At 70.2% G+C, this 20,699-nt stretch carries 17 protein-coding genes; 9 read left to right on the top strand and 8 right to left on the bottom strand.

Going from position 1 to position 20,699, the window contains the following annotated elements; all coding sequences use genetic code 11:
* Nucleotides 1–31: 31 nt before the first annotated feature.
* Entirely contained in the window at nt 32–1,855 is a 1,824-nt protein-coding gene (locus TBR22_RS16555) for a glycoside hydrolase family 2 protein (RefSeq protein ID WP_239488953.1), read from the bottom strand.
* 243 nt (nt 1,856–2,098) lie between these two features.
* Between TBR22_RS16555 and leuS the strand changes: the two genes are divergently transcribed.
* From leuS to holA, 3 genes are all read left to right on the top strand, one after another.
* On the top strand, nt 2,099–4,654 hold the full coding sequence (gene leuS, locus TBR22_RS16550; protein ID WP_239488952.1) for a leucine--tRNA ligase: 2,556 nt from the start codon (nt 2,099–2,101) through the stop codon (nt 4,652–4,654).
* Nucleotides 4,654–5,199, top strand: a complete 546-nt coding sequence (gene lptE, locus TBR22_RS16545; RefSeq protein WP_239488951.1) for an LPS assembly lipoprotein LptE — start codon at nt 4,654–4,656, stop codon at nt 5,197–5,199. The genes leuS and lptE overlap by 1 nt, the downstream gene beginning before the upstream one ends.
* A 78-nt stretch (nt 5,200–5,277) precedes the next feature.
* A complete protein-coding gene (gene holA / locus TBR22_RS16540; protein ID WP_239488950.1) occupies nt 5,278–6,372 on the top strand; it encodes a DNA polymerase III subunit delta in 1,095 nt (364 codons plus the stop codon).
* Between the two features lie 75 nt (nt 6,373–6,447).
* Here the strand turns inward: holA and rpsT are convergent, their stop codons facing one another.
* A complete protein-coding gene (gene rpsT, locus TBR22_RS16535) occupies nt 6,448–6,714 on the bottom strand; it encodes a 30S ribosomal protein S20 (RefSeq protein WP_239488949.1) in 267 nt (88 codons plus the stop codon).
* Nucleotides 6,715–6,857: 143 nt separating this feature from the next.
* On the bottom strand, nt 6,858–7,262 hold the full coding sequence (locus tag TBR22_RS16530; RefSeq protein ID WP_239488948.1) for an RNA-binding S4 domain-containing protein: 405 nt from the start codon (nt 7,260–7,262) through the stop codon (nt 6,858–6,860).
* Between the two features lie 123 nt (nt 7,263–7,385).
* Here TBR22_RS16530 and TBR22_RS16525 point away from each other — a divergent pair, with 123 nt between their 5' ends.
* Nucleotides 7,386–7,730 (top strand): phage holin family protein, encoded by a 345-nt coding sequence (locus tag TBR22_RS16525; protein WP_239488947.1) that lies wholly within the window; start codon nt 7,386–7,388, stop codon nt 7,728–7,730.
* Nucleotides 7,730–8,251 (top strand): TerB family tellurite resistance protein, encoded by a 522-nt coding sequence (locus TBR22_RS16520; RefSeq protein WP_239488946.1) that lies wholly within the window; start codon nt 7,730–7,732, stop codon nt 8,249–8,251. The genes TBR22_RS16525 and TBR22_RS16520 overlap by 1 nt, the downstream gene beginning before the upstream one ends.
* A gap of 3 nt (nt 8,252–8,254) precedes the next feature.
* Here TBR22_RS16520 and TBR22_RS16515 read toward each other — a convergent pair whose 3' ends face one another.
* The 3 genes from TBR22_RS16515 to alaS all read right to left on the bottom strand — a co-directional run bounded on the left by TBR22_RS16515 (nt 8,255) and on the right by alaS (nt 13,899).
* The gene (locus TBR22_RS16515; protein WP_239488945.1) at nt 8,255–10,276 is read right to left on the bottom strand and encodes an ATP-binding protein; all 2,022 of its coding nucleotides are present in this window, start codon (nt 10,274–10,276) and stop codon (nt 8,255–8,257) included.
* Between the two features lie 148 nt (nt 10,277–10,424).
* Nucleotides 10,425–11,120, bottom strand: a complete 696-nt coding sequence (locus TBR22_RS26795) for a lytic transglycosylase domain-containing protein (protein ID WP_305068735.1) — start codon at nt 11,118–11,120, stop codon at nt 10,425–10,427.
* 133 nt (nt 11,121–11,253) lie between these two features.
* Complete coding sequence (gene alaS, locus TBR22_RS16500; protein WP_239488944.1) at nt 11,254–13,899, bottom strand: alanine--tRNA ligase; 2,646 nt, start codon at nt 13,897–13,899, stop codon at nt 11,254–11,256.
* A 179-nt stretch (nt 13,900–14,078) separates the two neighbouring features.
* Here alaS and TBR22_RS16495 point away from each other — a divergent pair, with 179 nt between their 5' ends.
* The gene (locus TBR22_RS16495) at nt 14,079–14,843 is read left to right on the top strand and encodes a carbohydrate-binding family 9-like protein (RefSeq protein ID WP_239488943.1); all 765 of its coding nucleotides are present in this window, start codon (nt 14,079–14,081) and stop codon (nt 14,841–14,843) included.
* 24 nt (nt 14,844–14,867) lie between these two features.
* On the opposite strand, the gene TBR22_RS16490 is transcribed toward TBR22_RS16495, so the two are convergent.
* Together TBR22_RS16490 and TBR22_RS16485 are read right to left on the bottom strand one after the other, a co-directional pair.
* Complete coding sequence (locus TBR22_RS16490) at nt 14,868–15,347, bottom strand: regulatory protein RecX (RefSeq protein WP_239488942.1); 480 nt, start codon at nt 15,345–15,347, stop codon at nt 14,868–14,870.
* A gap of 62 nt (nt 15,348–15,409) precedes the next feature.
* Nucleotides 15,410–16,567: a type IV pilus twitching motility protein PilT gene (locus tag TBR22_RS16485; protein ID WP_239488941.1), complete on the bottom strand. Its 1,158-nt coding sequence runs from the start codon at nt 16,565–16,567 to the stop codon at nt 15,410–15,412.
* A gap of 272 nt (nt 16,568–16,839) precedes the next feature.
* Here TBR22_RS16485 and TBR22_RS16480 point away from each other — a divergent pair, with 272 nt between their 5' ends.
* The 3 genes from TBR22_RS16480 (at nt 16,840) to TBR22_RS16470 (ending at nt 20,588) form a co-directional block, all read left to right on the top strand.
* Nucleotides 16,840–17,997, top strand: a complete 1,158-nt coding sequence (locus TBR22_RS16480) for a Gfo/Idh/MocA family protein (protein WP_239488940.1) — start codon at nt 16,840–16,842, stop codon at nt 17,995–17,997.
* A gap of 20 nt (nt 17,998–18,017) precedes the next feature.
* Complete coding sequence (locus tag TBR22_RS16475; RefSeq protein WP_239488939.1) at nt 18,018–19,409, top strand: Gfo/Idh/MocA family protein; 1,392 nt, start codon at nt 18,018–18,020, stop codon at nt 19,407–19,409.
* Between the two features lie 126 nt (nt 19,410–19,535).
* Entirely contained in the window at nt 19,536–20,588 is a 1,053-nt protein-coding gene (locus TBR22_RS16470) for a Gfo/Idh/MocA family protein (protein ID WP_239488938.1), read from the top strand.
* The last annotated feature ends 111 nt before the right edge of the window (nt 20,589–20,699 follow it).

Below are 20,699 nucleotides of genomic sequence, written 5' to 3'. Positions count from 1 at the left end.
ACTGCCGACTGCCGACTGCCGACTGCCGTCCCTACGGCCTCACGATGTCGTTGATCGCCTTGATCGCCTCGACGTCGAACTTCGGCTTGCGGTCGTAGGTGAGCAGGCCGTTGATCTCCTGCTCGACGTCGGTCAACTGCGTGTAGCACACGCCGATGATGCGCGGCACCTTCGCGATGGCCTCGTACAGGCCCTTCAACCGGGCCAGCGCGTCCTCGGGCGTCTTCTCGACGCCTGAGTAGCCCCAGGCGCCCTCCGGCACCGGTGCGCCGGGCGCGCGGTAGGCGATGCCGCCGAACTCCGACAGGAAGATCGGCGAGCCGTTGTACTCGTAGCCGGGCACGAGCGCGGCGCGGCTGTTGTCGGGGATGCGCGCGTTGGGGTTGTCGAGCACGGCGTACTTCTTGGCAATCATCTCGCCCGTGCGCGCGTAGTCGTGGATGCCGAACACGTCGGTCGTGTCCACGTGCTCCCAGCCGTCGTTCTCGATCACGAGGCGTGAGGGATCCAGCGACTTGGTCAGCCAGTAGTTCGACTTCAGGTGCGCCTGCTGGCGTCGATCGCGGAGGTTGGGCGTGCCCCAGCTCTCGTTGATCGGGATCCACATGATGATCGACGGGTGGTTGATGTCGCGCTCGAGCACCTCGAGCCACTCGCGGGTGAACCGCGCGACGTACTGGTCGTCGTACTGGTAGGCGTTGGCCATCTCGCCCGACACCAGGTAGCCCAGCTTGTCGGCCCAGTAGAGGAAGCGTGGGTCCTCCACCTTCTGGTGCTTGCGGGCGCCGTTGAAGCCCATCGCCTGCGAGGTCTTGATGTCGTACTGAATCGCCTCGTCGGAGGGCGGCGTCAGCAGCGACTCGGGCCAGTAACCCTGGTCGAGCACCATGCGCAGGTACATCCGTCGGCCGTTGAACTGCAGGCCCTTGGCGTCGACGGTCACCTCGCGGTAGCCGTAGTAGGTCTTCACCGTGTCGAGCACCGTGCCGCCGCGCACGAGCTCGAGCGTGACGTCGTACAGGTTGCCCTGCCCGACCTGCCACTCCCGGGGGTCGATCACGCGCAGGCCCAACGAGCCGCGGGTGCCGTCGACGGCGGCCTCACCACGTGTCACCACCGCGCCGTTGTAGCTGATCGTCGCGCGCAGCACCTGGTCCGCTGCCGGACGGGCCAGCCGCGCGTCGAAGCGCACCGCGCCGTCCATCGACGGCGTGACCCGCACGTGCGACAGGTAGCTGTCGCCCACCGCCTCGAGCCACACCGACTGCCAGATGCCCGAGGTGCGCGTGTAGAAGATGCTCTCGGACGTCTCCTTCCAGTACTGCTTGCCGCGCGGCACGAAGCGATCGGTCGGCGGATCGAAGGCCCGGACGACGACCGCGTTGGCGCCGCCGCGCAGCAGGTCCGTCACGTCGAAGGCGAACGGCGTGCTGCCGCCCTCGTGCTCGCCGAGCTTCTGGCCGTTCAGCCAGACGGTGGCGTGGTAGTCCACCGCCCCGAAGCGGAGCAGGACCCGACGACCCTTCCAGGCGGCCGGCACGGTCACGTCGCGCTGGTACCAGACCACCGGGTGGAAGCGCGTGTCGGCGATGCCGCTCTTCCGGCTCTCGAAGGCGAACGGCACGAGGATCGTGCGGTCCAGCTTTGTGGTGCCTGCGGCCCACCCCTCTCGCAGGCCGGCATCGGCGTCGTCGAACGCGAACCGCCATGGGCCGTTCAGGGAAAGCCAGTCCTTCCGCTCGAACTGCGGGTTGGGGAACTCGGGACGGGGGAGGGAGGCAGGCGTCTGGGCGACGGCCAGCGCCGGCACCCCGGCCAGCGACAGGGCCAGGCTCAGGGCTCGGAAGCGTTGCATGGCGCGACACGCTAGCACACGCGGCGCCCCGCTTCGCACGGCGCCGGGAGACGGCCTTCGTCGGTCGGCCTTGGGCCTTCGGGGTGGCCTTGGACCGGCGCGCGTCGGCCAAGGCCGACGCCTACACCTCTGTCTTGGCTTCTCCTTTGCCCTTTCGGCATTCCCGGCATTGCGGCATTGACAGGAGAGCGGCAGTGGCGGGGCCGGAGGCGCCGCCCTGCCGCTATACTGTCTGATCTAGCCGTGGCCGACTATTCCCCGCAAATCATCGAGAAGAAGTGGCAGGAACGCTGGACCGCGACGGGGGCCTTCGAGGTCTCCGAGGACGCGTCCAAACCGTCGTTCTACTGCCTCGAAATGTTCGCGTACCCCTCGGGCCGCGCCCATGTGGGCCACGTCCGCAACTACATGATCGGGGACGTGGTCGCCCGCCTGAAGCGCATGCAGGGCGCCAACGTCCTGCACCCCTTCGGCTGGGATGCATTCGGCCTGCCGGCCGAGAACGCGGCCATCAAGAACAACCTCCACCCGGAGAAGTGGACGCTCGACAACATCGCGTACATGAAGGGGCAGCTGCAGCGCCTCGGCATCTCGTACGCGTGGGGCCGGGAGCTGGCCACGTGCCTGCCCGACTACTACCGCTGGAACCAGTGGCTGTTCATCCGCATGGCCGAGCGCGACCTGGCGTACCGCCGTCGCTCGACCGTCAACTGGTGCCCGAGCTGCCTCACCGTGCTCGCCAACGAGCAGGTGATCGACGGCGCCTGCTGGCGCTGCGGCAGCCACGTCACCTCGCGTGAGCTCGAGCAGTGGTTCCTGCGCATCACGCACTACGCCGAGGAACTGCTCGAGGGCACCAACCGGCTGCCCGACTGGCCCGAGAAGGTCCTGACGATGCAGCGCAACTGGATCGGCAAGTCGGAGGGCGTGCAGGCCACGTTCCCGATCGCCGACGAGCAGGGCCGCGCCACCGCCGAGGGCATCGAGATCTTCACGACCCGCATCGACACCATTTACGGTGCGACGTTCGTGCTGATCGCGCCCGAGCACGAGCTCGTGGAGAAGTTCGCCAGCGAGTCGCCCGACCCTGCGGCGTTCCGCAAGCAGGCCGAGCGGTTCCGCCAGCAGGACCGCCTGGGCCGCATGTCCGGCGAGGTGGAGAAGGAAGGCTTCGACACCGGCCGCCGCGTGATGAACCCGTTCACGGGCGAGACGGTGCCCGTGTGGGTCGCCAACTTCGTGCTCGGCGGCTACGGCACCGGCGCGATCATGGCGGTGCCCGCGCACGATCAGCGCGACTTCGAGTTCGCGCGCAAGTACGGCCTGCCCGTGCAGGTGGTGGTCAAGCCCGCCGACGGTGAGCCTGCAAACGGCGCGACGATGGCGGAGGCGTTCACCGAGTACGGCGTGAGCGTCAACTCCGACGAGTTCTCGGGCCTGCCCACCGAGCAGGCGTGGCAGAAGATGGCCGCGTCGGCCGAGGCACGGGGGATCGGCAAGAAGACGATCCAGTACCGACTCAAGGACTGGGGCGTCTCGCGACAGCGCTACTGGGGCACGCCGATTCCGATGATCCACTGCCCGACGTGCGGCGTGGTGCCGGTGCCCGACGACCAGCTGCCGGTGGTGCTGCCCAAGATCGTCGAGTTCACGGGCAAGGGCGAGTCGCCGCTGGCGCAGCTGCCCGAGTTCGTCAACGTCTCGTGCCCGAAGTGCGGCGGCGCCGCGCGGCGCGAGACCGATACGATGGACACGTTCTTCGACTCGTCCTGGTACTTCTACCGGTTCACCGACGCGAAGAACGACCAGCAGGCCTTCGACCCGGCCAGGTGCAACTACTGGGCGCCGGTCGACTTCTACAGCGGCGGCGTCGAGCACGCGATCCTGCACCTGATCTACTCGCGGTTCTTCGCGCGCGTGTTCCGCGACCTCGGCATGGTGTCGCACGACGAGCCGTTCGCCCGGCTGCTCACGCAGGGCATGGTGCTCAAGGACGGACAGGTCATGTCCAAGTCCAAGGGCAACGTCGTCGATCCGGACGAGATGATCGCGAAGTTCGGCGCCGACGCGCTGCGCCTGTACGTGATGTTCGTCGCGCCGCCGGAGAAGGAGGTCGAGTGGACCGACACCGGCCTCGAGGGCAGCTATCGCTTCCTGACGCGGGTGTGGCGCTTCGTGGAGCCCCTGGCCGCGACGCTGGCGACGGCGCCGGCCGTGGACGGCGTCGGCGAATTCTCCGAGGTCGAGCGGGCGCTGCGCCGCAAGACGCATCAGGCGGTCGAGAAGGTGACAGGCGACCTGTACCCGCGGGTGCAGCTGAACACCGCCATCTCGGGCCTGATGGTGCTCGTCAACGAGCTCTACGCGTTCGGCGAGGCCACGGGACTCTTCAAGCCGGGGCGGCGCGCCGCCGGCGCCGAGCAGCCGGTCGGGACCGACGTGCCCGCGAGCACGCTCGCAGCGGCTCGCGAGGCCGTCGAAGCCCTGGTGCGCCTGCTCTCGCCGTTCGCCCCACACATGGCCGAGGAGCTCTGGGAGATGCTCGGCCACACGGACGGCATCGTTGCGGCGGGCTGGCCGACTTCGGACGCGGCGGTCGCGGCCGAAGAAGCGGTCGAGATGCCCGTCCAGGTGAACGGCAAGGTGCGCGGACGCGTCGTCGTGCCTGCCGGGTCCCCGGACGACGTGGTGCAGGCCGCAGCCCTGGCCGACCCCAACGTCAAGGCGCACACCGACGGCAAGACGATCGTCAAGGTGATCGTGGCCGCCGGCCGCCTGGTCAGCGTGGTGGTGAAGTGATGCGGGCGATCGGCCGTCGCGCGGCGCTGGCCTGCCTCGTGGTCGTGGCGATGGCCACCAGCGGGTGCGGGTACACGTTGTCGGGGCGGGGCAACTTCCTGCCGTCGTACATCAAGGTGATCGGGATTCCGATCTTTGCCAACAACACCTCGGTGTACGACCTCGAGCAGCAGGTCACCCAGCGGGTGCGCACCGAGTTCCTCGGCCGCGGACGCTACCAGGTGCTCGGCGTGACCGACGGCGCCGACGCGGTCCTGTCGGGCACCATCGCCGGCGTCAGCCTCGAGCCGAGTGGCTTCAACGAGAACAACCAGGCGACGCGCTACATCGTGCGCGTGCAGCTCAAGGTCGAGTTCAAGGACGTCAAGGCCAACAAGGTCATCTGGGAGAACGGCTCGCTCGAGATCGTCGACGAGTACGACCTGAGCACCGGCACTGGCGCGCTCGACGCCTCGGCCTTCCTGGGCCAGAACCGGGCGGCCGCCGACCGCATCTCCGACACCGTCGCCCGCCGCACCGTGTCGTCGATCCTCGAGGCGTTCTAGCCGTGATCCGGACGCTTTGCGGCCTCGCACGGCAACGCACACCACGCGCGACGTCGCTCGTCGCGTCGAGTTGCTGACGTGACGCCGCGTGAGCTCGCGGCGGCGCTCAAGAAGGGCACCGTCGCGCCCGTCTACCTCGTGATCGGCGAGGACGAGGCCGGCAAGGACGAGGTCGTGGCCTCGCTCACCAGCCTGGTCGAGGAGGATCTGCGCGGCTTCAACGTCGAGCGGTTCACCGCCGGCGACGCGCGCCCCGACGACGTCGTCTTCGCGGCGCGCACGCGCCCGATGCTCGGCGACCGCCGCGTGGTCGTGTTCGCGCACATCGAGCGGCTGTTCAAGGGCCGCAAGAAGCTGGCCGAGGACGACGGCGAGGGGGGCGGCGACGAGGCGCCGGCGCCAGATCCCGGCGGACTGGAAGGCTACGTGGCCAACCCCGAGCCCTCGAACGTCCTGGTGCTCGTGGCCACCGACATCAACCGCGCCACGAAACTCGGCAAGCTGCTCGACAAGCAGGCCGTGACCGTGGAGTGCGAGGGGTTCAGCACCGACGGCTTCAACGGCGCGCAGTCGGCGTTGCGCGACGCGATGCAGTTTGCCGCCGACCGCGTGAAGGCCTCCGGCAAGCGCATCGACGCGCCTGGACTGACCGCGCTGGTCGAGCGAGCGGGCCCCGACATCGTCCGGCTCCGGAAGGACATCGACACGCTGGTGCTGTTTGTGGGCGACGCGCCCGCCATCACCGAGCAGGACGTCCGCCTGGTGGTCGGGGCGGCGCAGCAGTTCGACGACTGGGCGGTGACCAACGCGATTGCCGCCGGCGACGCGGCGACGGCCCTCCGCCACGTGCAGTTGATGATCGAGAACGGCTCGTCGCCGTTCCAGATGCTCGGGCAATTGGGCTGGTGGATCCGCTCGCGGATGCCGCAGGTGGCACCGGACCGGGTGGGTGCGGCCGTGCGTGCGCTCTATCGCGCCGACGGCGCGAGCAAGCTGGGGCGCGACCCGCAGGTGGTGCTCGAACGGTTGGTGGTGGAGCTGTGTCCCCGCCTGCGCCCATCGGGCTACGGCGGGGGACGCCCCCAACAGGGGAGTGGAGGAGCGCCGCGTGGCCCGCAGGGAGGAGGGTACGGCGGCGGGAGCCCCCAGCGAACCGGGAATTCCAGAAGGTAGGGGCGGGGTGCCCTTGGGCACCGAAGCCCGTAGGGCGAAGGTGGCCCACCCCGCCGTTCCCGGTCGGTGGAACGCCTAGGCGGCGATGCCGTTCAGGCGCTTGGCGATCCGCGACTTGTACCGCGAGGCGGCGTTGTCGTGGATGACGCCCTTCTTGGCCATCTTGTCGATCAGGGAGACGGTCTCGTTCAGCCCGGCCTTCGCGGCGGCTGCATCGCCCGCGGTGATGGCCTTGCGAATCGTCTTCAGCGCGGAACGCAGGCGCGTGCGCGCCTGGCGGTTGCGCTCGCGGTTGGCCAGACTCTGCTTGTGCGCCTTCAGCGCCGACTCGTGATTTGCCACAACAACAACTCCGCTTTGCCTACGCGCTGGTTCCGGACCCGCGACGGGGCCCCCACGGTGCCGGGCGCGCGTGCCACCCGGTCAGTGGAAACATCAGAGTGTAGCACACGATCGCCCCCTCCGCGCCGCCCCTGGGCCGTCAGTCAGTCGCGTCCCTTGAGCTTGCGCAGTTCCCGCCGCGCCCGCTTGTCGGGGGCCACCACCGGCCCACGCGGTCGGGTGTCCTTCAGCAACTGCAGGAAGGCGAGTTCCTCCGGAGTCGGCGGCGGCGTGACGTCCTCGAAGAGCAGGGCCCTGGCCTCGGCCTTCGGCATGTGGGCCTCGGCGGTCGCCTTGACGCGCACGACCTGCTTGCGCCCGAGCGGCCTGGTGAGGGTGATGGTGTCGCCGGGCTTCACGTCGCGGTTCTGCTTCGGTCGCTCACCGTTGACCTCCACCTTGCCGCCCTTGATGGCCCGTTGGGCTTCCGAGCGGGTCTTGCAGAGGCAGGCGACATCGAGCCAGACATCGAGCCGCAGCGGCTTGTCGGAGACCAGGGCGTCGGGCATGCGCGTCAAGGGTACTGTCTCATGGCTCAGGGCTCAGGACGGGCGGCTTGCGGCGAAAGGCTCACGACCACTCGGGGCCTGATGCCGGTGCCCGGTGCCCGCGGAGTCTGTTAGCTTTACCCCATGGGATTCCTCCTTCACTGGGCCATCGTCGCCGCGGCGTTGTGGTTGGCGGCCTATCTGGTGCCGGGCGTGCGCGTCAGCTCGGTGTCGGCGCTGCTGGTGGCGGCTTTCGTGCTGGGCCTTGTGAACGCCCTGGTGCGCCCCGTCCTGACCATCCTGACGTTGCCGATCACGATCATCACGCTCGGCCTCTTCTATCTGGTCGTCAACGGCGCCGCGTTCGCCCTGGCGGCCGCGCTCGTGCCCGGGTTCGACCTCGCCGGGTTCGGCAGCGCCGTGATGGGCGCGCTGCTGGTCAGCATCGTCAGTTGGGTCCTCGGCGCCCTGTTCGCGCCCAAGCACTGATGTTGTCCGCGCTCTTCCGCAGCCTCGGCCTCGCGTCCGACGACGGCGCCGCGCACGAGACGGAGACGGTGGCCGAGATCGCCGGCGTGCTCACGGGCGTGCCGGCCGAGCGCGCTCGCCTGCTGGCGGCCTTCGCGTACCTGCTCGGTCGCGTGGCCTTCGCCGACCACGAGGTCAGCGACGAGGAACGCGCCGTCATGGAGGCGCGCCTGGCGGCCGAGGCCGAGGTGTCGGCCGAGCAGGCGCAGCGGCTCGTCGGGCTCGCGGTGCAGGCCACGGGCAGTCACGGCGCGGCCGAGGACTACCAGGTGGCACGCGAGTTCGAACTGCTGGCCAGTCGCGAAGAGAAGCTGGAACTGCTGCGCGCGCTGTTCGCGGTCTCGGCCCAGCACGGGATCACCACGGTGGAAGACACCGAGATCAGCCGCATCGCGAGCGTGCTGCGCCTCGAGCGGTCCGACGTCACGGCGCTGCGTCACCAGTTCCGCGACGCCATCAACGCACGACAGGCCAGGCGATAGGGATCACGACGCGGCCCGGGTGTCGGCGCCGGCGGTCACCGCGGCGCCCTGCGGCGCAGGCAGGTAGATCGCGAATGTCGCGCCCATGGCGGGGCTGCTGTTCACGGTGATGCCGCCGCCGTGCTGCTTCACGATGCCGTAGACGGTTGCCAGGCCCACGCCGGTCCCGCGGCCTGGTTCCTTCGTCGTGAAGAACGGCTCGAAGATCTGCCGCTGGGTCTCGGCGTCCATGCCGACGCCGGTGTCGGTGACGCGCAACACCGCGTACGTGCCGGGCTGCAGGTCCGGATCGCCGAGCAGCGTCGAGGCGACCGCCTCGAGGCGCGCCTCGATCACCAGCCGCCCCCCTTCGGGCATCGCGTCCCTGGCGTTGGTCACCAGGTTGAGCACCACCTGCTCGAACTGGCCCTCGCCGAGGATGACGGCGGGGATGTCGTCGTCGGCCCGGATGTCGAGGGTCACCGTCTCGGGCACCAGCCGCCGGATGATCGGCTCGAGTTGCCGGAGCGTCGCCGCGATGCGGCAGGGGGTCCTCGGCGCCACCTGCTTGCGGCTGAATGCGAGCAACTGTCGCGTGAGGACGGCGGCGCGATCGCTGGCCGTCCGGATTTCGTCGGCGCCGGCGCGCAGCGCCCCGCCGGCCGGCAACTTCTCGGCCAGCAGCGCGCTCTGCCCGATGATCACCGTCAGCAGGTTGTTGAAGTCGTGTGCGACGCCGCCGGCCAGGCGCCCCAGGGCCTCCATCTTCTGCGACTGGCGCAGCGCCTCCTCGGCCACCTGCCGGCCTTCCTGCTCGCGGACCAGCGATCGGTTCGCCAGGTCGAGCTGTCGGTTCGAGGCGGCGAGCGCATCGGCCTGCTCCTGGAGGGCCCGCTGCGCGCGGCGACGCGACCGCGCCATCAGGATGAGGGCGGCGATGATCCCGGTCTGCAGGACGAGCACGGCGACGCCGGTCCAGATCACCTTCTTGTTCGTGCGGTAGAAGCTCGGTGGCAGGTTGGCCACCCGCGAGCCAGGCGGAAGGTCCTGCTCGCGCAGGCCCCATCGCCGCAACTGCTGCGCGTCGAAGATCAGCTGGTCATCGATCGCCGGCTCGATCCCCACGCGACTGACCGGCGTGCCGCGGACCACGGCGAGCGCCTTCTGGCCCATGCGGTGCCCGTGCTCGATGCCGGTGCTGTAGATGCCGGCAAGCAGCCCCTGCCCGATGTCGCTGACGCTCGGACTGACGACCGGGGCACGGGATGCCCCGATGACGCGTCGCAGGCCGTCGGCGGCATCGACCGGCGTCCCGTCACGATCCTCGACGAACGGGCGCACCACCACGAGGTCGTCCGGCTGCGTGTCGCGCTCGAGCGCGGCGAGCACCTGCCGGAAGCTCAGGACATCCCCCGAGAGGTACGTCAGCGAGAGCGATGCGTGCTCGCGCGCCGCCGCCTCGATCGCCGTCCGCAACTCGATCGACGCTTCCTGCCGGTCGGTCACCACGAACACCCGCCGCGTGCCGCGCCGCACGGCCAGGATGCGATCGATCAGGTGATTGACGTCGGTGGGCTCGGTGACGCCCGCGAACCGGCTGCGCGGCAGGCGCGCCGCGAGCGCCGCGCTGTTGACGCCGCCGAACACCACCGGCACTTCCGGGAACAGGCCGGGATGCGTCAGCAGGAACTCCACCGCCGCGTCGTCGGACGCCACCACGACGCGCGGGGGCCTGGCGTACTTGGCCGCGAGCCACGCGGCGAACCGCTCGCGGATGTCGGCGCGGGTCTCGTGCCGGGCGTCGAGGTACTCCACGCGGACCTCGGGCGCCGGCTCGAGCACCGCCAACACCTCGCGCGCGCCCTGCTCGAGGTCGCGCGTCCACTGGTAGGTGGAGTCGTACGAATGGAGGAACAGGATGCCCGTCGGCGGCATCTGCCGGGCGAGCGCCGGCGCGTGCACCAGGAGTCCCGTGGCAAGGGCGCCATGGAGGAGCCTCCTGCCGACCCGCCAGAAGGTTGGTCCAAGTCGGAACAGGGATGCCATGGTCTGCGACGGGGCCGCAGGCGAGTCTATCCGCGCCTCACCTGGCCGACAAGTCGCGCGTCTGGCAGCTGGGTCCACCTTGCCGGGAGCCCGCATGGCTCGCGGGACATTCCTGAGGGGAGCCAGGGGGCGGGCGCGGCGGCGCCGGTCAGCGGATCACTTCGTACCGGCCGCTCGTCGGTCGCGTGTCGGTCAGGCGCCACTGCGGCTGTCCGTCGACTTCCTCGAGCACCTTGTAGATGACCGTGCGCCCGCTGCGCGCGACGGGCGCCGTCTCGGTGCGCCGGGTGATCTTGTGCACGTAGTCCTGCGTTTCCCGATACGGCGGCACGCGCTGCCCGTAGCGGTTCACGGCCCCCGGGCCGGCGTTGTAGGCCGCCAGGGCGAGGACCTCGTCGCCGAACTCCCGGATCAGCGATCCCAGGTACGCCACGCCACCGTGGATGTTCTGAACCGGATCCCACGGGTTGTCCACGCCCAGGCCGGCGGCCGTCTGCGGCATCAGCTGCATCAGGCCCATGGCGCCCTTGTTCGATCGGGCGCGTGGATTGAAGCCCGATTCGACCTGGATGACTGCCCGGACCAACTCAGGGCGCACGCCGTGGGTGGCCGCTGCCGCCTCGATCACCTCGTCCCAGGACGTCCCGACGTCGGCCGCGACGGCCCGCGTGGTGCGGACCGCGGAATTGCGCACCGCGTAGGAGCTGATCGCCCCGTCCACCGGCTGGTCCGACAGGACGAGGGTCCCGCCGGCGTCCCGACTGACGTAGATCTGCGCGGACGCAGGGGAGGCCAGGCCGATGACGCTCGCCGCGAGCGCACACACGAGGAGGCGGGGGACCATGCCCATGACATCGGCATGGCGTCGCAAGACTCGATCCGGAGGCGCGCCCGGGCCTTTTCGGGCGATCCCGCCGCGCGTTGGCAGGAACCGCCACGTGGAAGCCCCACGTGGCGTCGCTGCGCTGACAAAGCTGTCAGTCGGCCGCCACCCCTGCGGCCTCGCCGACGGCGCGTGGCGCTGCGGCCAGCAGGTCGGCGATCCGTTCGGGCTGCTTGCCGCCGGCCTCGGCGAAGTCCGGCCGACCGCCGCCCCCGCCCCCGACGATGGGGCCCAGGCGCTTGACCAGGTCGCCGGCCTTGACCCTGGCGGTCAGGTCAGGACTCACCGACACCACGAAGCTCACCTTGCCCTCGGCCTCCGCCGCCAGGACGACGACGCCGGACCCCATCGAGGCCTTGATCTGGTCGGCCAGCTCGCGCAGGGCCGACCTGTCGACGCCGTCGACGCGTCGCGTCACCACCTTCAGGCCGCCGACCTCGTGGGTCTGCTGGCCGCCGGCGCCGTCGCCGCCACCCAGGGCGGCCTTCACGCGCGCCTCGTGGAGCGCCCTGGTGAGGCGCTTGACCTCGCCCTGCAGCTTCGCCGCCGCCTCGGCCGCTTCGGCCGCCGTCACGTGCAGCTCACCGGCCACCGCCTGCAGGTGCCGTCGTTCGCCCTGCAGCAGGGCCACCGCGCCCTCGCCGGTCACCGCCTCGATGCGGCGCACGCCGGCGGCCACGCCGCCCTCGGCGAGCACGGCGAACACCCCGATGTCGCCCGTCGCGCGGCAGTGCGTGCCGCCACACAGCTCCAGGCTGAAGCCCGGGATGTCGACGACCCGCACCGTCTCGCCGTACTTCTCGCCGAACAGCGCCATGGCGCCGAGCGCCATTGCCTCATCGGTCTTGCGCAACGTGGTCTGCACGGCCGTGTTGCGCATGATCTCCGTGTTGACGATCCGCTCGATGGTCTCGAGCTCCTCGGCCGAAATCGTCCCGGTATGGACGAAGTCGAACCGCAGTCGATCGGGGGCGACCAGTGAGCCGGCCTGCTTCACGTGGGTGCCGAGCGTCCGCCGGAGGGCCGCGTGCAGGAGGTGCGTGGCGGTGTGGTTGCGCCTGATGGCCGTCCGACGCGCCAGGTCGACGCGCGCCGCGACGATGGCACCGGCCTGCAGCCGTCCGTGATCGACGGTCACCTGGTGGACCCGCGGTCCGCCGGCCACCAGCCGCGACATGGCCTGCACCGTCGCCGCGCCGTCCTGGCCGGTCAGCGTCCCCGTGTCCGACACCTGGCCGCCGCTCTCGACGTAGAACGGCGTGCGGTCCAGCACGACGTAGCCGGTCGCGCCGGCATCGAGCGCCGGCACCTCGTGCCGCTCCGCGTCGAACAGCGCCACCACCGTCGCCTCGAGGATCTCGGTGACCTCGTAGCCGTCGAAGCGGTCGCCGAGCGCGTCGAGTGCCGCCTGCGTGCTCGGGCTGCTCACCGCGAAGCCCTGGGCGCGCGACACCTCGAAGTGGCTGCCGGCCCGGGCGCGCTCACGCTGGGCCTCCATCGCGGCTTCGTAGCCGGCCCGGTCGACGGCGAGCTGCCGCTCGCTGGCGAGATCCTCGATGAAGTCGAGCGGCAGGCCGAGCGAGTCGTACAGGCGGAACATCTCGTCGCCCGGCACGACCTTGCGATCGGAGGCCGCGGCGCGGTCCAGGACCTGCTCGAGGCGCCCGAGGCCGGCGGTCAGGACGGCGTCGAAGCGTTCCTCCTCGGAGCGGATCACCTTCACGACGCTGTCGCGATTGGCCTTGAGCTCGGGATACGCCTCGCCCATCTCCGCCACGACCCGATCGGCGAGGGCGTGCATGAAGGGCTCGGTGATGCCCAGCTTCTTGCCGTGCCGCATCGCCCGACGCATGATCTTGCGCAGCACGTACCCGCGCCACTCGTTGCTCGGGATGACGCCGTCGGCGATGAGGAACGTCGTCGCCCGCATGTGGTCGGCGATGACCCGCATCGAGGTGCTGGCCTGGTCGCTGCCCGTGTACGGCGTCCCGCACATCCGCGCCACTTCCTGCAGCAGCGGCTGGAACAGGTCGGTGTCGTAGTTGCTGTCGACGCCCTGCAGCACCGCGGTGATGCGCTCGAGGCCCATGCCGGTGTCGATCGAGCGCGCCGGCAGCGGCTCGAGCGCGCCGCCGGGTTGCCGGTCGAACTCCATGAACACGTTGTTCCAGATCTCCATCATGGACCCGTCGTCCTTGACGAAGTAGATCTCGGAACACCGGCCGCACGGCCCCGTGTCGCCCATCTGCCAGAAGTTGTCCTCGGCGCCGAGCTCGCCGATGCGGTCGGCGGGCAGGAACTTGCGCCACAGGTCGTAGGCCTCGTCGTCGCGTGGCACGCCCGGCTCGCCCATGAAGATCGTGGCGTACAGCCGGTCCTTCGGCAGTTGCCAGACCTCGGTGAGCAGGCGCCAGGCGTAGGGGATGGCCTCGCCCTTGAAGTAGTCGCCGAACGAGAAGTTGCCGAGCATCTCGAAGAACGTGTGATGCCGCGGCGAGGGCCCGACGTTGTCGAGGTCGTTGTGCTTGCCGCTCACGCGCATGCACTTCTGCGCGGTGGTGGCGCGCGCGTAGTCGCGCTTTTCCTTGCCCAGGAAGACGTCCTTGAACTGGTTCATCCCGGCGTTGGTGAACAGCAGCGTCGGGTCGTCGCCCGGCACCAGGGACGCGCTGGCCACCGGCTTGTGGCCGGCCGATTCGAAGAAGTCGAGGAACCCGCTGCGGATGTCGCGCGAACGCATAGCAGGCCATTGTAATCCGGGGCCCCGCCGGGCCCCAGCCCCGGCGCTGGGCCTTCGTCCTTCGGCCTTCGTCCTTCGGCCTTCGTCCTTCGTCCTTCGTCCTTCGGCCTTCGTCCTTCGGCCTGAGCCCTGAGCCCTGAGCCCTGAGCCCTGAGCCCTGAGCCTTCTATACTCCCCGCATGCGCACCGTCGCCCTCCCCAGCATCGTCCTGATTGCCACGCTCGCCGTGTCCGTCCTCGCCGCGGCCCAGGCCCGGCCGGCTCAGACACCTCAACCGCCCGATGCGTCGTACACGGTCCACCGCGCCGGCGGTGCCTCCCAGGCCGCGCTGCTGGCGGCCGACGATGGCGCGTGGAAGGCGGCGGAGGTCCTGTCGTGGGGGAGTGCCCCGTACGAGACGCGGCTGCGCGCGCTCTGGGCGCCCGAGGGGCTCTACCTCCGCTGGGACGCCGACGACCCGGCGCCCTGGGCCACCATGACCAGGCGCGACGATCACCTGTGGGACGAGGAGGTGGTCGAGATCTTCCTCGATCCCGCCTGGGCGGGGAAGGACTACTGGGAACTGGAGATCAGCCCGACCAACGTGGTGTGCGACGTGCGCATGGTCGCGCCGCATCCGACGGTGACCTCGGACCTCACCTGGAACCACGAGGGGCTGCAGACGGCGGTGCGACACGAGAAGAACGCCGATGGCTCGCCGAAGCGCTGGATCGCCACGGCGTTCGCACCGTGGGCCGGCTTCCGGTCGCTCCCGCTGCCCGAGAAGGTGGCGTTGCCGCCGGCTCCCGGCGACGCATGGGGCTTCAACGCCTTCCGCATCGAGCGCCCGAACGGGCCCGCCAACCCGAAGGAGGGGTCGGTCAACCGTGCGTGGTCGCCGACCGGGGCGCCGAGCTTCCACGTCCCTGCCGCGTTCCGGAAGTTCGTGTTCGCCGCGCAGTAGCCGACGCGGGCGGCGGGGCGCCGGCTATTCCTGGTCGCCGGCACGCCGTCGGCGGCGGATCGCCGCGATGGCATCCTGCAGGTCGAAGCCCTGTCGGACCAGGTACGCCACCAGGCGCTGGGCGTGGCGATCGTCGGTGATCGGTCCGCGCAGTCGTCGCGCCAGCGCCGCCTCGAGCGTGTCGGCCACCGAGCGCTCCTCGAAGCCCTCCTCGGTGGCGGCGCGCGCGGCCTGACGGTCCAGACCCATCTGCTCGAGCGAGCGCCTGATTCGCTGCGGGCCGCGGTGCTTCACGCGGCTCTCGGTGCGCGCGAACGCCCGTGCTGCCCGCGCGTCGTCGAGCAGCCCCTCGCGCGTCAGCCGCGCCATCGCGGCGTCGACAGCGTCCGGGGCGCAGCCACGACGCGCCAACCGCGCCCGCAACTGCTGCTCGGTGAGCTCTCGACGCCCCAGCGCGGCAAGGCCGTAGGTGTACGGATCGGGCGGGACCGACTCGCGAGGCACGGCGCGATCCTACCAACGGGAGCGGGGAACGTGCGCCACGTCCCCCAGGGCGGCGGGGCGGACTAGCTGCTGAAGCGCGTGATTTCCGGCGAGCCGCCGGGACGGCCGAGCGAGGCGTGCAGCATCTCGTCGCGCGCCATGTCGGTGGTCGTGGAGATGCCCTGCACCTTCAGCTTGAACTCGTCCTTGTTGGACGCGTACCGCATCGCGTCGTCGTAGCTGATGATGCCGCGCGTGTACATCAGGAACAGGTGCTGGTCGAACGTCTGCATCCCGTACTGCGACGTGCCGGCGGCGATCGCGCCGTGAATCAGGTGCGTCTTGTCCTTGTCGGCGACGCAGTCGCGGATGAACGGGGTGCTGATCATCACCTCGACGGCCGCCACGCGCCCGGCGCCGGCGGCGCGGGGCAGCAGGCGCTGCGAGACGACCGCCTTGAGCACGCTGGCCAGCTGCAGGCGCACCTGGCGCTGCTGGTGCGGCGGGAAGACCGCCACGATGCGGTTGATGCTCTCGGGGGCGTCCAGCGTGTGCAGCGTCGAGAAGACAAGGTGCCCGGTCTCGGCCGCGAGCAGCGCGGTCTCGACCGTCTCGAGGTCGCGCATCTCGCCCACCAGGATGACGTCGGGGTCCTGGCGCAGGGCCGAGCGGAGCGCGTGGGCGAACGACTTGGTGTCGACGTTGATCTCGCGCTGGTTGACGATCGACTTGCGGTCGCGGTGCAGGTACTCGATCGGATCCTCGACGGTGACGATGTGCGAGGAGCGCCGCTCGTTGATGTGGTCGATCATCGCCGCGAGCGTCGTGCTCTTGCCCGAGCCGGTGGTGCCGGTCACCAGCACGAGGCCGCGTTCCTCCTCGGCGATCCGCTTGAGCACGTCGGGCAGCTCCAGCGCGTCGACGGTCGGGACCTTCGTCGAGATGACCCGGATGACCAGCGAGATGGTGCCGCGCTGCGTGAAGACGTTGCAGCGGAAGCGGCCGAGGCCGGCGATGCTGTAGGCCGCGTCGATTTCCTGGTGCGCGACGAAGTACTTGCGCTGCTCGACGTTGAGCACCGTGGCGGCCATCGTCTCGGTGTCGTCGCGCTCGAGGCGACGGGTCTCGTTGGCGACCATCAGCACGCCGTCGACCCGCATCATCGGGTAGCTGCCCACCTTGATGTGGATGTCGGACGCGCCACTGCGGACGGCGTGGGTGAGGAGGTCGTTGAGGTGCATGACTGGCCCTCCCTGCCAATCGGCAGGGGGGCAGCGCGCATGAACGGCGATGGCCGGCGCCTCGGCCCGCCCGTGCCCGCCGGCCTTCCCGCAGCGGCGCGTTTGTCTCACGACGTGCCGATCGGCGCCTCTCGACGACGGGTGCCGACCGGGCCACCACGGGCTCCGTTGCCCGTGATCAGGCGAGGCGAGATCGCATAGGCTAGGCGGCACACGACAGCCTGTCGGGCCGGCCCGCGGCCGGCCGACGCGCCAGGAGGCCCGAGGAGTCCGTGAACCGACGCACCTTCATCAATACCCTGTCCACCTCCGGAGCGGCGATGGCCATGCTGCCCGCCGGCGCCTTCGAACCGGCGCGGGGCGGCCGCCGCCTTCGCAGCGAGACGCTGGCCGCGCCGCAGCCCTCCTCGGGAGCCCGCCCGCCCGTCCGGTTCGCCGCCATCGGCCTGAATCACGGGCACGTGTACAGCCAGGTCGAGACGGTCCTGAAGCACGGGGGCGAACTGGTCGCCGTGTACGCCAGGGAGCCCGACCTGCTGGCGGCGTTCACCAAGCGGTTCCCGCAGGCCACCGTGGCACGCAGCGAGCAGGAGATTCTCGACGACCGACGCATCCAGCTCGTCGTCAGCGCGGCCATCCCGAACGAGCGCGCGCCCCTCGGCATCCGGGTGATGAAGGCCGGCAAGGACTTCATGGTCGACAAGCCCGGCGTGACGACGCTGGCGCAACTGGCCGAGGTGCGGCGGGTGCAGGCCGAGACGAAGCGGATCTACTCGATCCTCTACGGCGGCCGGCTCGAGAGCCCCGCCACCCAGCGGGCCGTCGAACTCGTGCACGCGGGGGCGATCGGCACGGTCCTCCACACGATGGGGCTCGGGCCGCACCGGCTCGGCGCCAACCGCCCCGAGTGGTTCTGGAATCCCGAGCAGTTCGGTGGCGTGATCACCGATCTCGGCACGCACCAGACCGACTATTTCCTGGCATTCACGCGCGCGAAGCGCGCCGAGGTGGTCGCCGCGCAGGTGGGCAACCTGCACCATCCCGACCGCCCGCGCTTCCAGGACTTCGGCGACGCCATGCTGCGCAGCGATGCCGGGTCTGGCTATTTCCGGGTCGACTGGTTCACGCCGGGCGGCGTGGAGTCGTTCGGCGACTCGCGCCTCACGGTGATGGGCACCGACGGCTACATCGAGGTCCGCCCGAACGTCGACCTCGCCGGGCGGCCGGGTGGCAGCCACCTGTTCCTCGTCGACCAGAAGGAGACGCGCTACATCGAGGCCAGAGACACGCCCTTGCCGTATGGCGCGCGCCTCCTCGACGACATCGTCAACCGGACCGAGACGGCCATGCCGCAGGCCCACGCGTTCCTTGCGGCGCAGCTGGTGCTCGAGGCGCAGGCACGGGCCACCAGCCCGGTGCTCGGCAAGTAGTCCCGTTCACGGAAGGTCGCATGTCGCGCAACGGTTCCGTCACCCGTCGCTCTTTCCTGGCGTCAGCCGGGATGGGCGCGGCGGCGTCGCCCCTCCTCGGCGTCGTCGCGCCCGCTTTGGTTCCCTCCACGGTGTTCGGCAAGACCTCGCCGAGCAACCGGATCAACGTCGCCGCGATCGGCGTGGGGCGCATCTCGCGCGACCACGACATGCCCGACACGCTGGCCTTCGACTCGGCCCGGATCATGGCCGTGTGCGACCTCGACCGGCGTCGCCTCGAGGACGGCAAGCGCTTCGTGAACGACTTCTACGCGAAGCAGTCGGGCTCGTCGTACGACGGCGTGAGGATGTACGACGACTACCGCGAGCTGCTCCTGAACAAGGACATCGACGCGGTGCTGATCAGCACGCCGGACCACTGGCACGCGCCGCTGGCGATCGCCGCGGTCGAGGCCGGCAAGGACGTGTACCTGCAGAAGCCGGCCTCGCTGACGATCGCCGAGGGGCGGGCGCTCTCGTACGCCGTGCAGCGGACCGGTCGGATCCTGCAGCTCGGCAGCCAGAACCGCTCGCTGCCGCAGCATCGCTACGCGTGCGAACTCGTGCGCAACGGACGCATCGGCAGGTTGACGCGCGTCGAAGTGGGGCTGGCGGCCGACCCGGCCGGCCAGGACGAACCGGCGACGCCGCCGCCCGCGCACTTCAACTACGACATGTGGCTCGGCTCGACGCCCGACGTGCCGTACGTCGAGAAGCGCGTGCACCCGCAGGTCGGCTACGAACGTCCGGGCTGGCTCCGGTGCGAGCAGTTCGGCGCCGGGATGATCACCGGCTGGGGCGCGCATCACATCGACACGGCGCACTGGGGCATGGACGCCGAGTACACCGGCCCCGTCGAGATCTGGGGCAAGGCGGAGTTCCCGAAGTCCGGCGTGTGGGATGTGCATGGTCCCTTCCGCACCGAGGCGCGGTACGCCAACGGCGTGCAGATGTCGGTGAGCGACTCGATCACCAATGGCGTCAAGTTCATCGGGACCGACGGCTGGATTTTCGTCAATCGTGTCGGCGGCGGCCTGAGCGGCACGGCACCGGACGCGTGGCGCGGCAATCCCAAGGCGCTCGATGCGAGCGACAGGAAGATCCTGACCTCGGTGATCGGCCCCGACGAGGTCCACCTGATCGACAGCCGTGACCAGCACGGCAACTGGCTGGAGGCCATCCGGACGCGGCAGCAACCGATCGCCCCGGTCGAGGTGGGGCACCGCTCCTGCACTGCCTGCCTGCTGCACCACATGGCCATGCGCGCCGGCCGCACGCTGAAGTGGGATCCCCGGCGCGAGCGTTTCCACGACGACGACGAAGCGAACGGGTGGCTGTCGCGCCCGCAGCGGTATCCGTACATCTTCACCTAGGCGGGCACCGGGTTCCGGGCACCGGGCACCGGACCGCGCGCCCTCTGGACCTGACCCTGGCCCCACGATTCCCGAGCCGTAAGCCGTAAGCCGTAAGCCGTAAGCCACAAGCCCTGAGCTTTCTCGATGCAGACACGACGTGAATTGATTGGCGGGCTCCTCGCGGGCGCCGCCGCGGCCACCACCCCCGTCTGGCGCACCAGTCTGTCGGCCGCCGGTGCGACGCAGGTCGCCACCGGCACGCCGCTTCGCGTCGGCATGATCGGCCTCGACACGTCGCATGTGACGGCGTTCACCTCGATCCTCAACGACCCGGCCAACCCCGACCACATCCCTGGCGCACGGGTCGTGGCGGCGTTCAAGGGCGGCAGCCCCGACGTCGAGGCGAGCGCCACGCGCGTCGACAAGTTCACCGCCGACCTGCGCGACAAGTGGAAGGTGGAGATCGTCGGGTCGATCGAGGCGTTGCTCCCGAAGGTCGACGTGGTGATGGTCGAGAGCGTGGACGCGCGGCCGCACCTGGCGCAGGCCCGCCCGGTGATTGCCGCCCGCAAGCCGCTGTTCATCGACAAGCCGATGGCGGCGAGCACGAAGGACGCGGCCGAGATCGTGCGCCTCGCGAAGGCCGGGAACGTGCCGGTGTTCAGCGCCTCCTCGCGTCGGTACGTCGAGGACGTGCTGATGCTGCAGGACACCGCGCGGGTCGGCGCCGTCCTGGGCGCCTCGACCTGGGGGCCGGCGACGCTCGAGCCGCACCACCCCGACCTGTTCTGGTACGGGGTGCACGCGGTGGAGACCCTCTACCAGCTGATGGGGCCGGGCTGCGTGTCGGTGAGCCGCACGAGCACCGCGACCGCCGACGTCGTGACCGGCACCTGGGCCGACGGACGTGTCGGCACCGTGCGCGGCGTGCGCGGCGGCAAGTACGGCACGTACGGCCACACCGTGTTCGGCGAGAAGGACGTGGTGACCGGCACCTCCGAGATGCCCCTGCCCGACGGCACGAAGCGGCGGGCCGGCTACTACGGCCTGCTGGTGCGCGTCATGGAGTTCTTCCGCACGGGCAAGCCGCCCGTCTCGCCGGAGGAAACGGTGGAGACACTGGCGTTCATGGAGGCGGCCGACATCAGCAAGGCGCGCGGCGGGGCCGTGGTGAAGCTGTCCGAGGTGCCCCGTTAATTTGAAATTTGAAATTGATCGGCGGCCGGCCTGTCGGCCGTGCCGCGCGTGGCGTCGCGAGGGGCGACGGCGAAGCCGCGCCCCACGTGAATTTCAAATTTTCCAATTTCA

This window comes from Luteitalea sp. TBR-22 (genome assembly GCF_016865485.1).
In the GTDB taxonomy this organism is placed as follows: domain Bacteria; phylum Acidobacteriota; class Vicinamibacteria; order Vicinamibacterales; family Vicinamibacteraceae; genus Luteitalea.
The sequence above is the reverse complement of the archived record's forward strand: the minus strand, read 5'-3'. Positions and strand labels throughout refer to the sequence as shown.

What these genes read in the sequence shown, in the direction of transcription:
- TBR22_RS16555 (WP_239488953.1), bottom strand. Translation starts at nt 1,855, where the DNA reads ATGCAACGCTTCCGAGCCCTGAGCCTGGCCCTGTCGCTGGCCGGGGTG.
- lptE (WP_239488951.1), top strand. Translation starts at nt 4,654, where the DNA reads ATGCGGGCGATCGGCCGTCGCGCGGCGCTGGCCTGCCTCGTGGTCGTG.
- TBR22_RS16530 (WP_239488948.1), bottom strand. Translation starts at nt 7,262, where the DNA reads ATGCCCGACGCCCTGGTCTCCGACAAGCCGCTGCGGCTCGATGTCTGG.
- TBR22_RS16525 (WP_239488947.1), top strand. Translation starts at nt 7,386, where the DNA reads ATGGGATTCCTCCTTCACTGGGCCATCGTCGCCGCGGCGTTGTGGTTG.
- TBR22_RS16520 (WP_239488946.1), top strand. Translation starts at nt 7,730, where the DNA reads ATGTTGTCCGCGCTCTTCCGCAGCCTCGGCCTCGCGTCCGACGACGGC.
- TBR22_RS16515 (WP_239488945.1), bottom strand. Translation starts at nt 10,276, where the DNA reads ATGGCATCCCTGTTCCGACTTGGACCAACCTTCTGGCGGGTCGGCAGG.
- TBR22_RS26795 (WP_305068735.1), bottom strand. Translation starts at nt 11,120, where the DNA reads ATGGTCCCCCGCCTCCTCGTGTGTGCGCTCGCGGCGAGCGTCATCGGC.
- alaS (WP_239488944.1), bottom strand. Translation starts at nt 13,899, where the DNA reads ATGCGTTCGCGCGACATCCGCAGCGGGTTCCTCGACTTCTTCGAATCG.
- TBR22_RS16495 (WP_239488943.1), top strand. Translation starts at nt 14,079, where the DNA reads ATGCGCACCGTCGCCCTCCCCAGCATCGTCCTGATTGCCACGCTCGCC.
- TBR22_RS16485 (WP_239488941.1), bottom strand. Translation starts at nt 16,567, where the DNA reads ATGCACCTCAACGACCTCCTCACCCACGCCGTCCGCAGTGGCGCGTCC.
- TBR22_RS16475 (WP_239488939.1), top strand. Translation starts at nt 18,018, where the DNA reads ATGTCGCGCAACGGTTCCGTCACCCGTCGCTCTTTCCTGGCGTCAGCC.
- TBR22_RS16470 (WP_239488938.1), top strand. Translation starts at nt 19,536, where the DNA reads ATGCAGACACGACGTGAATTGATTGGCGGGCTCCTCGCGGGCGCCGCC.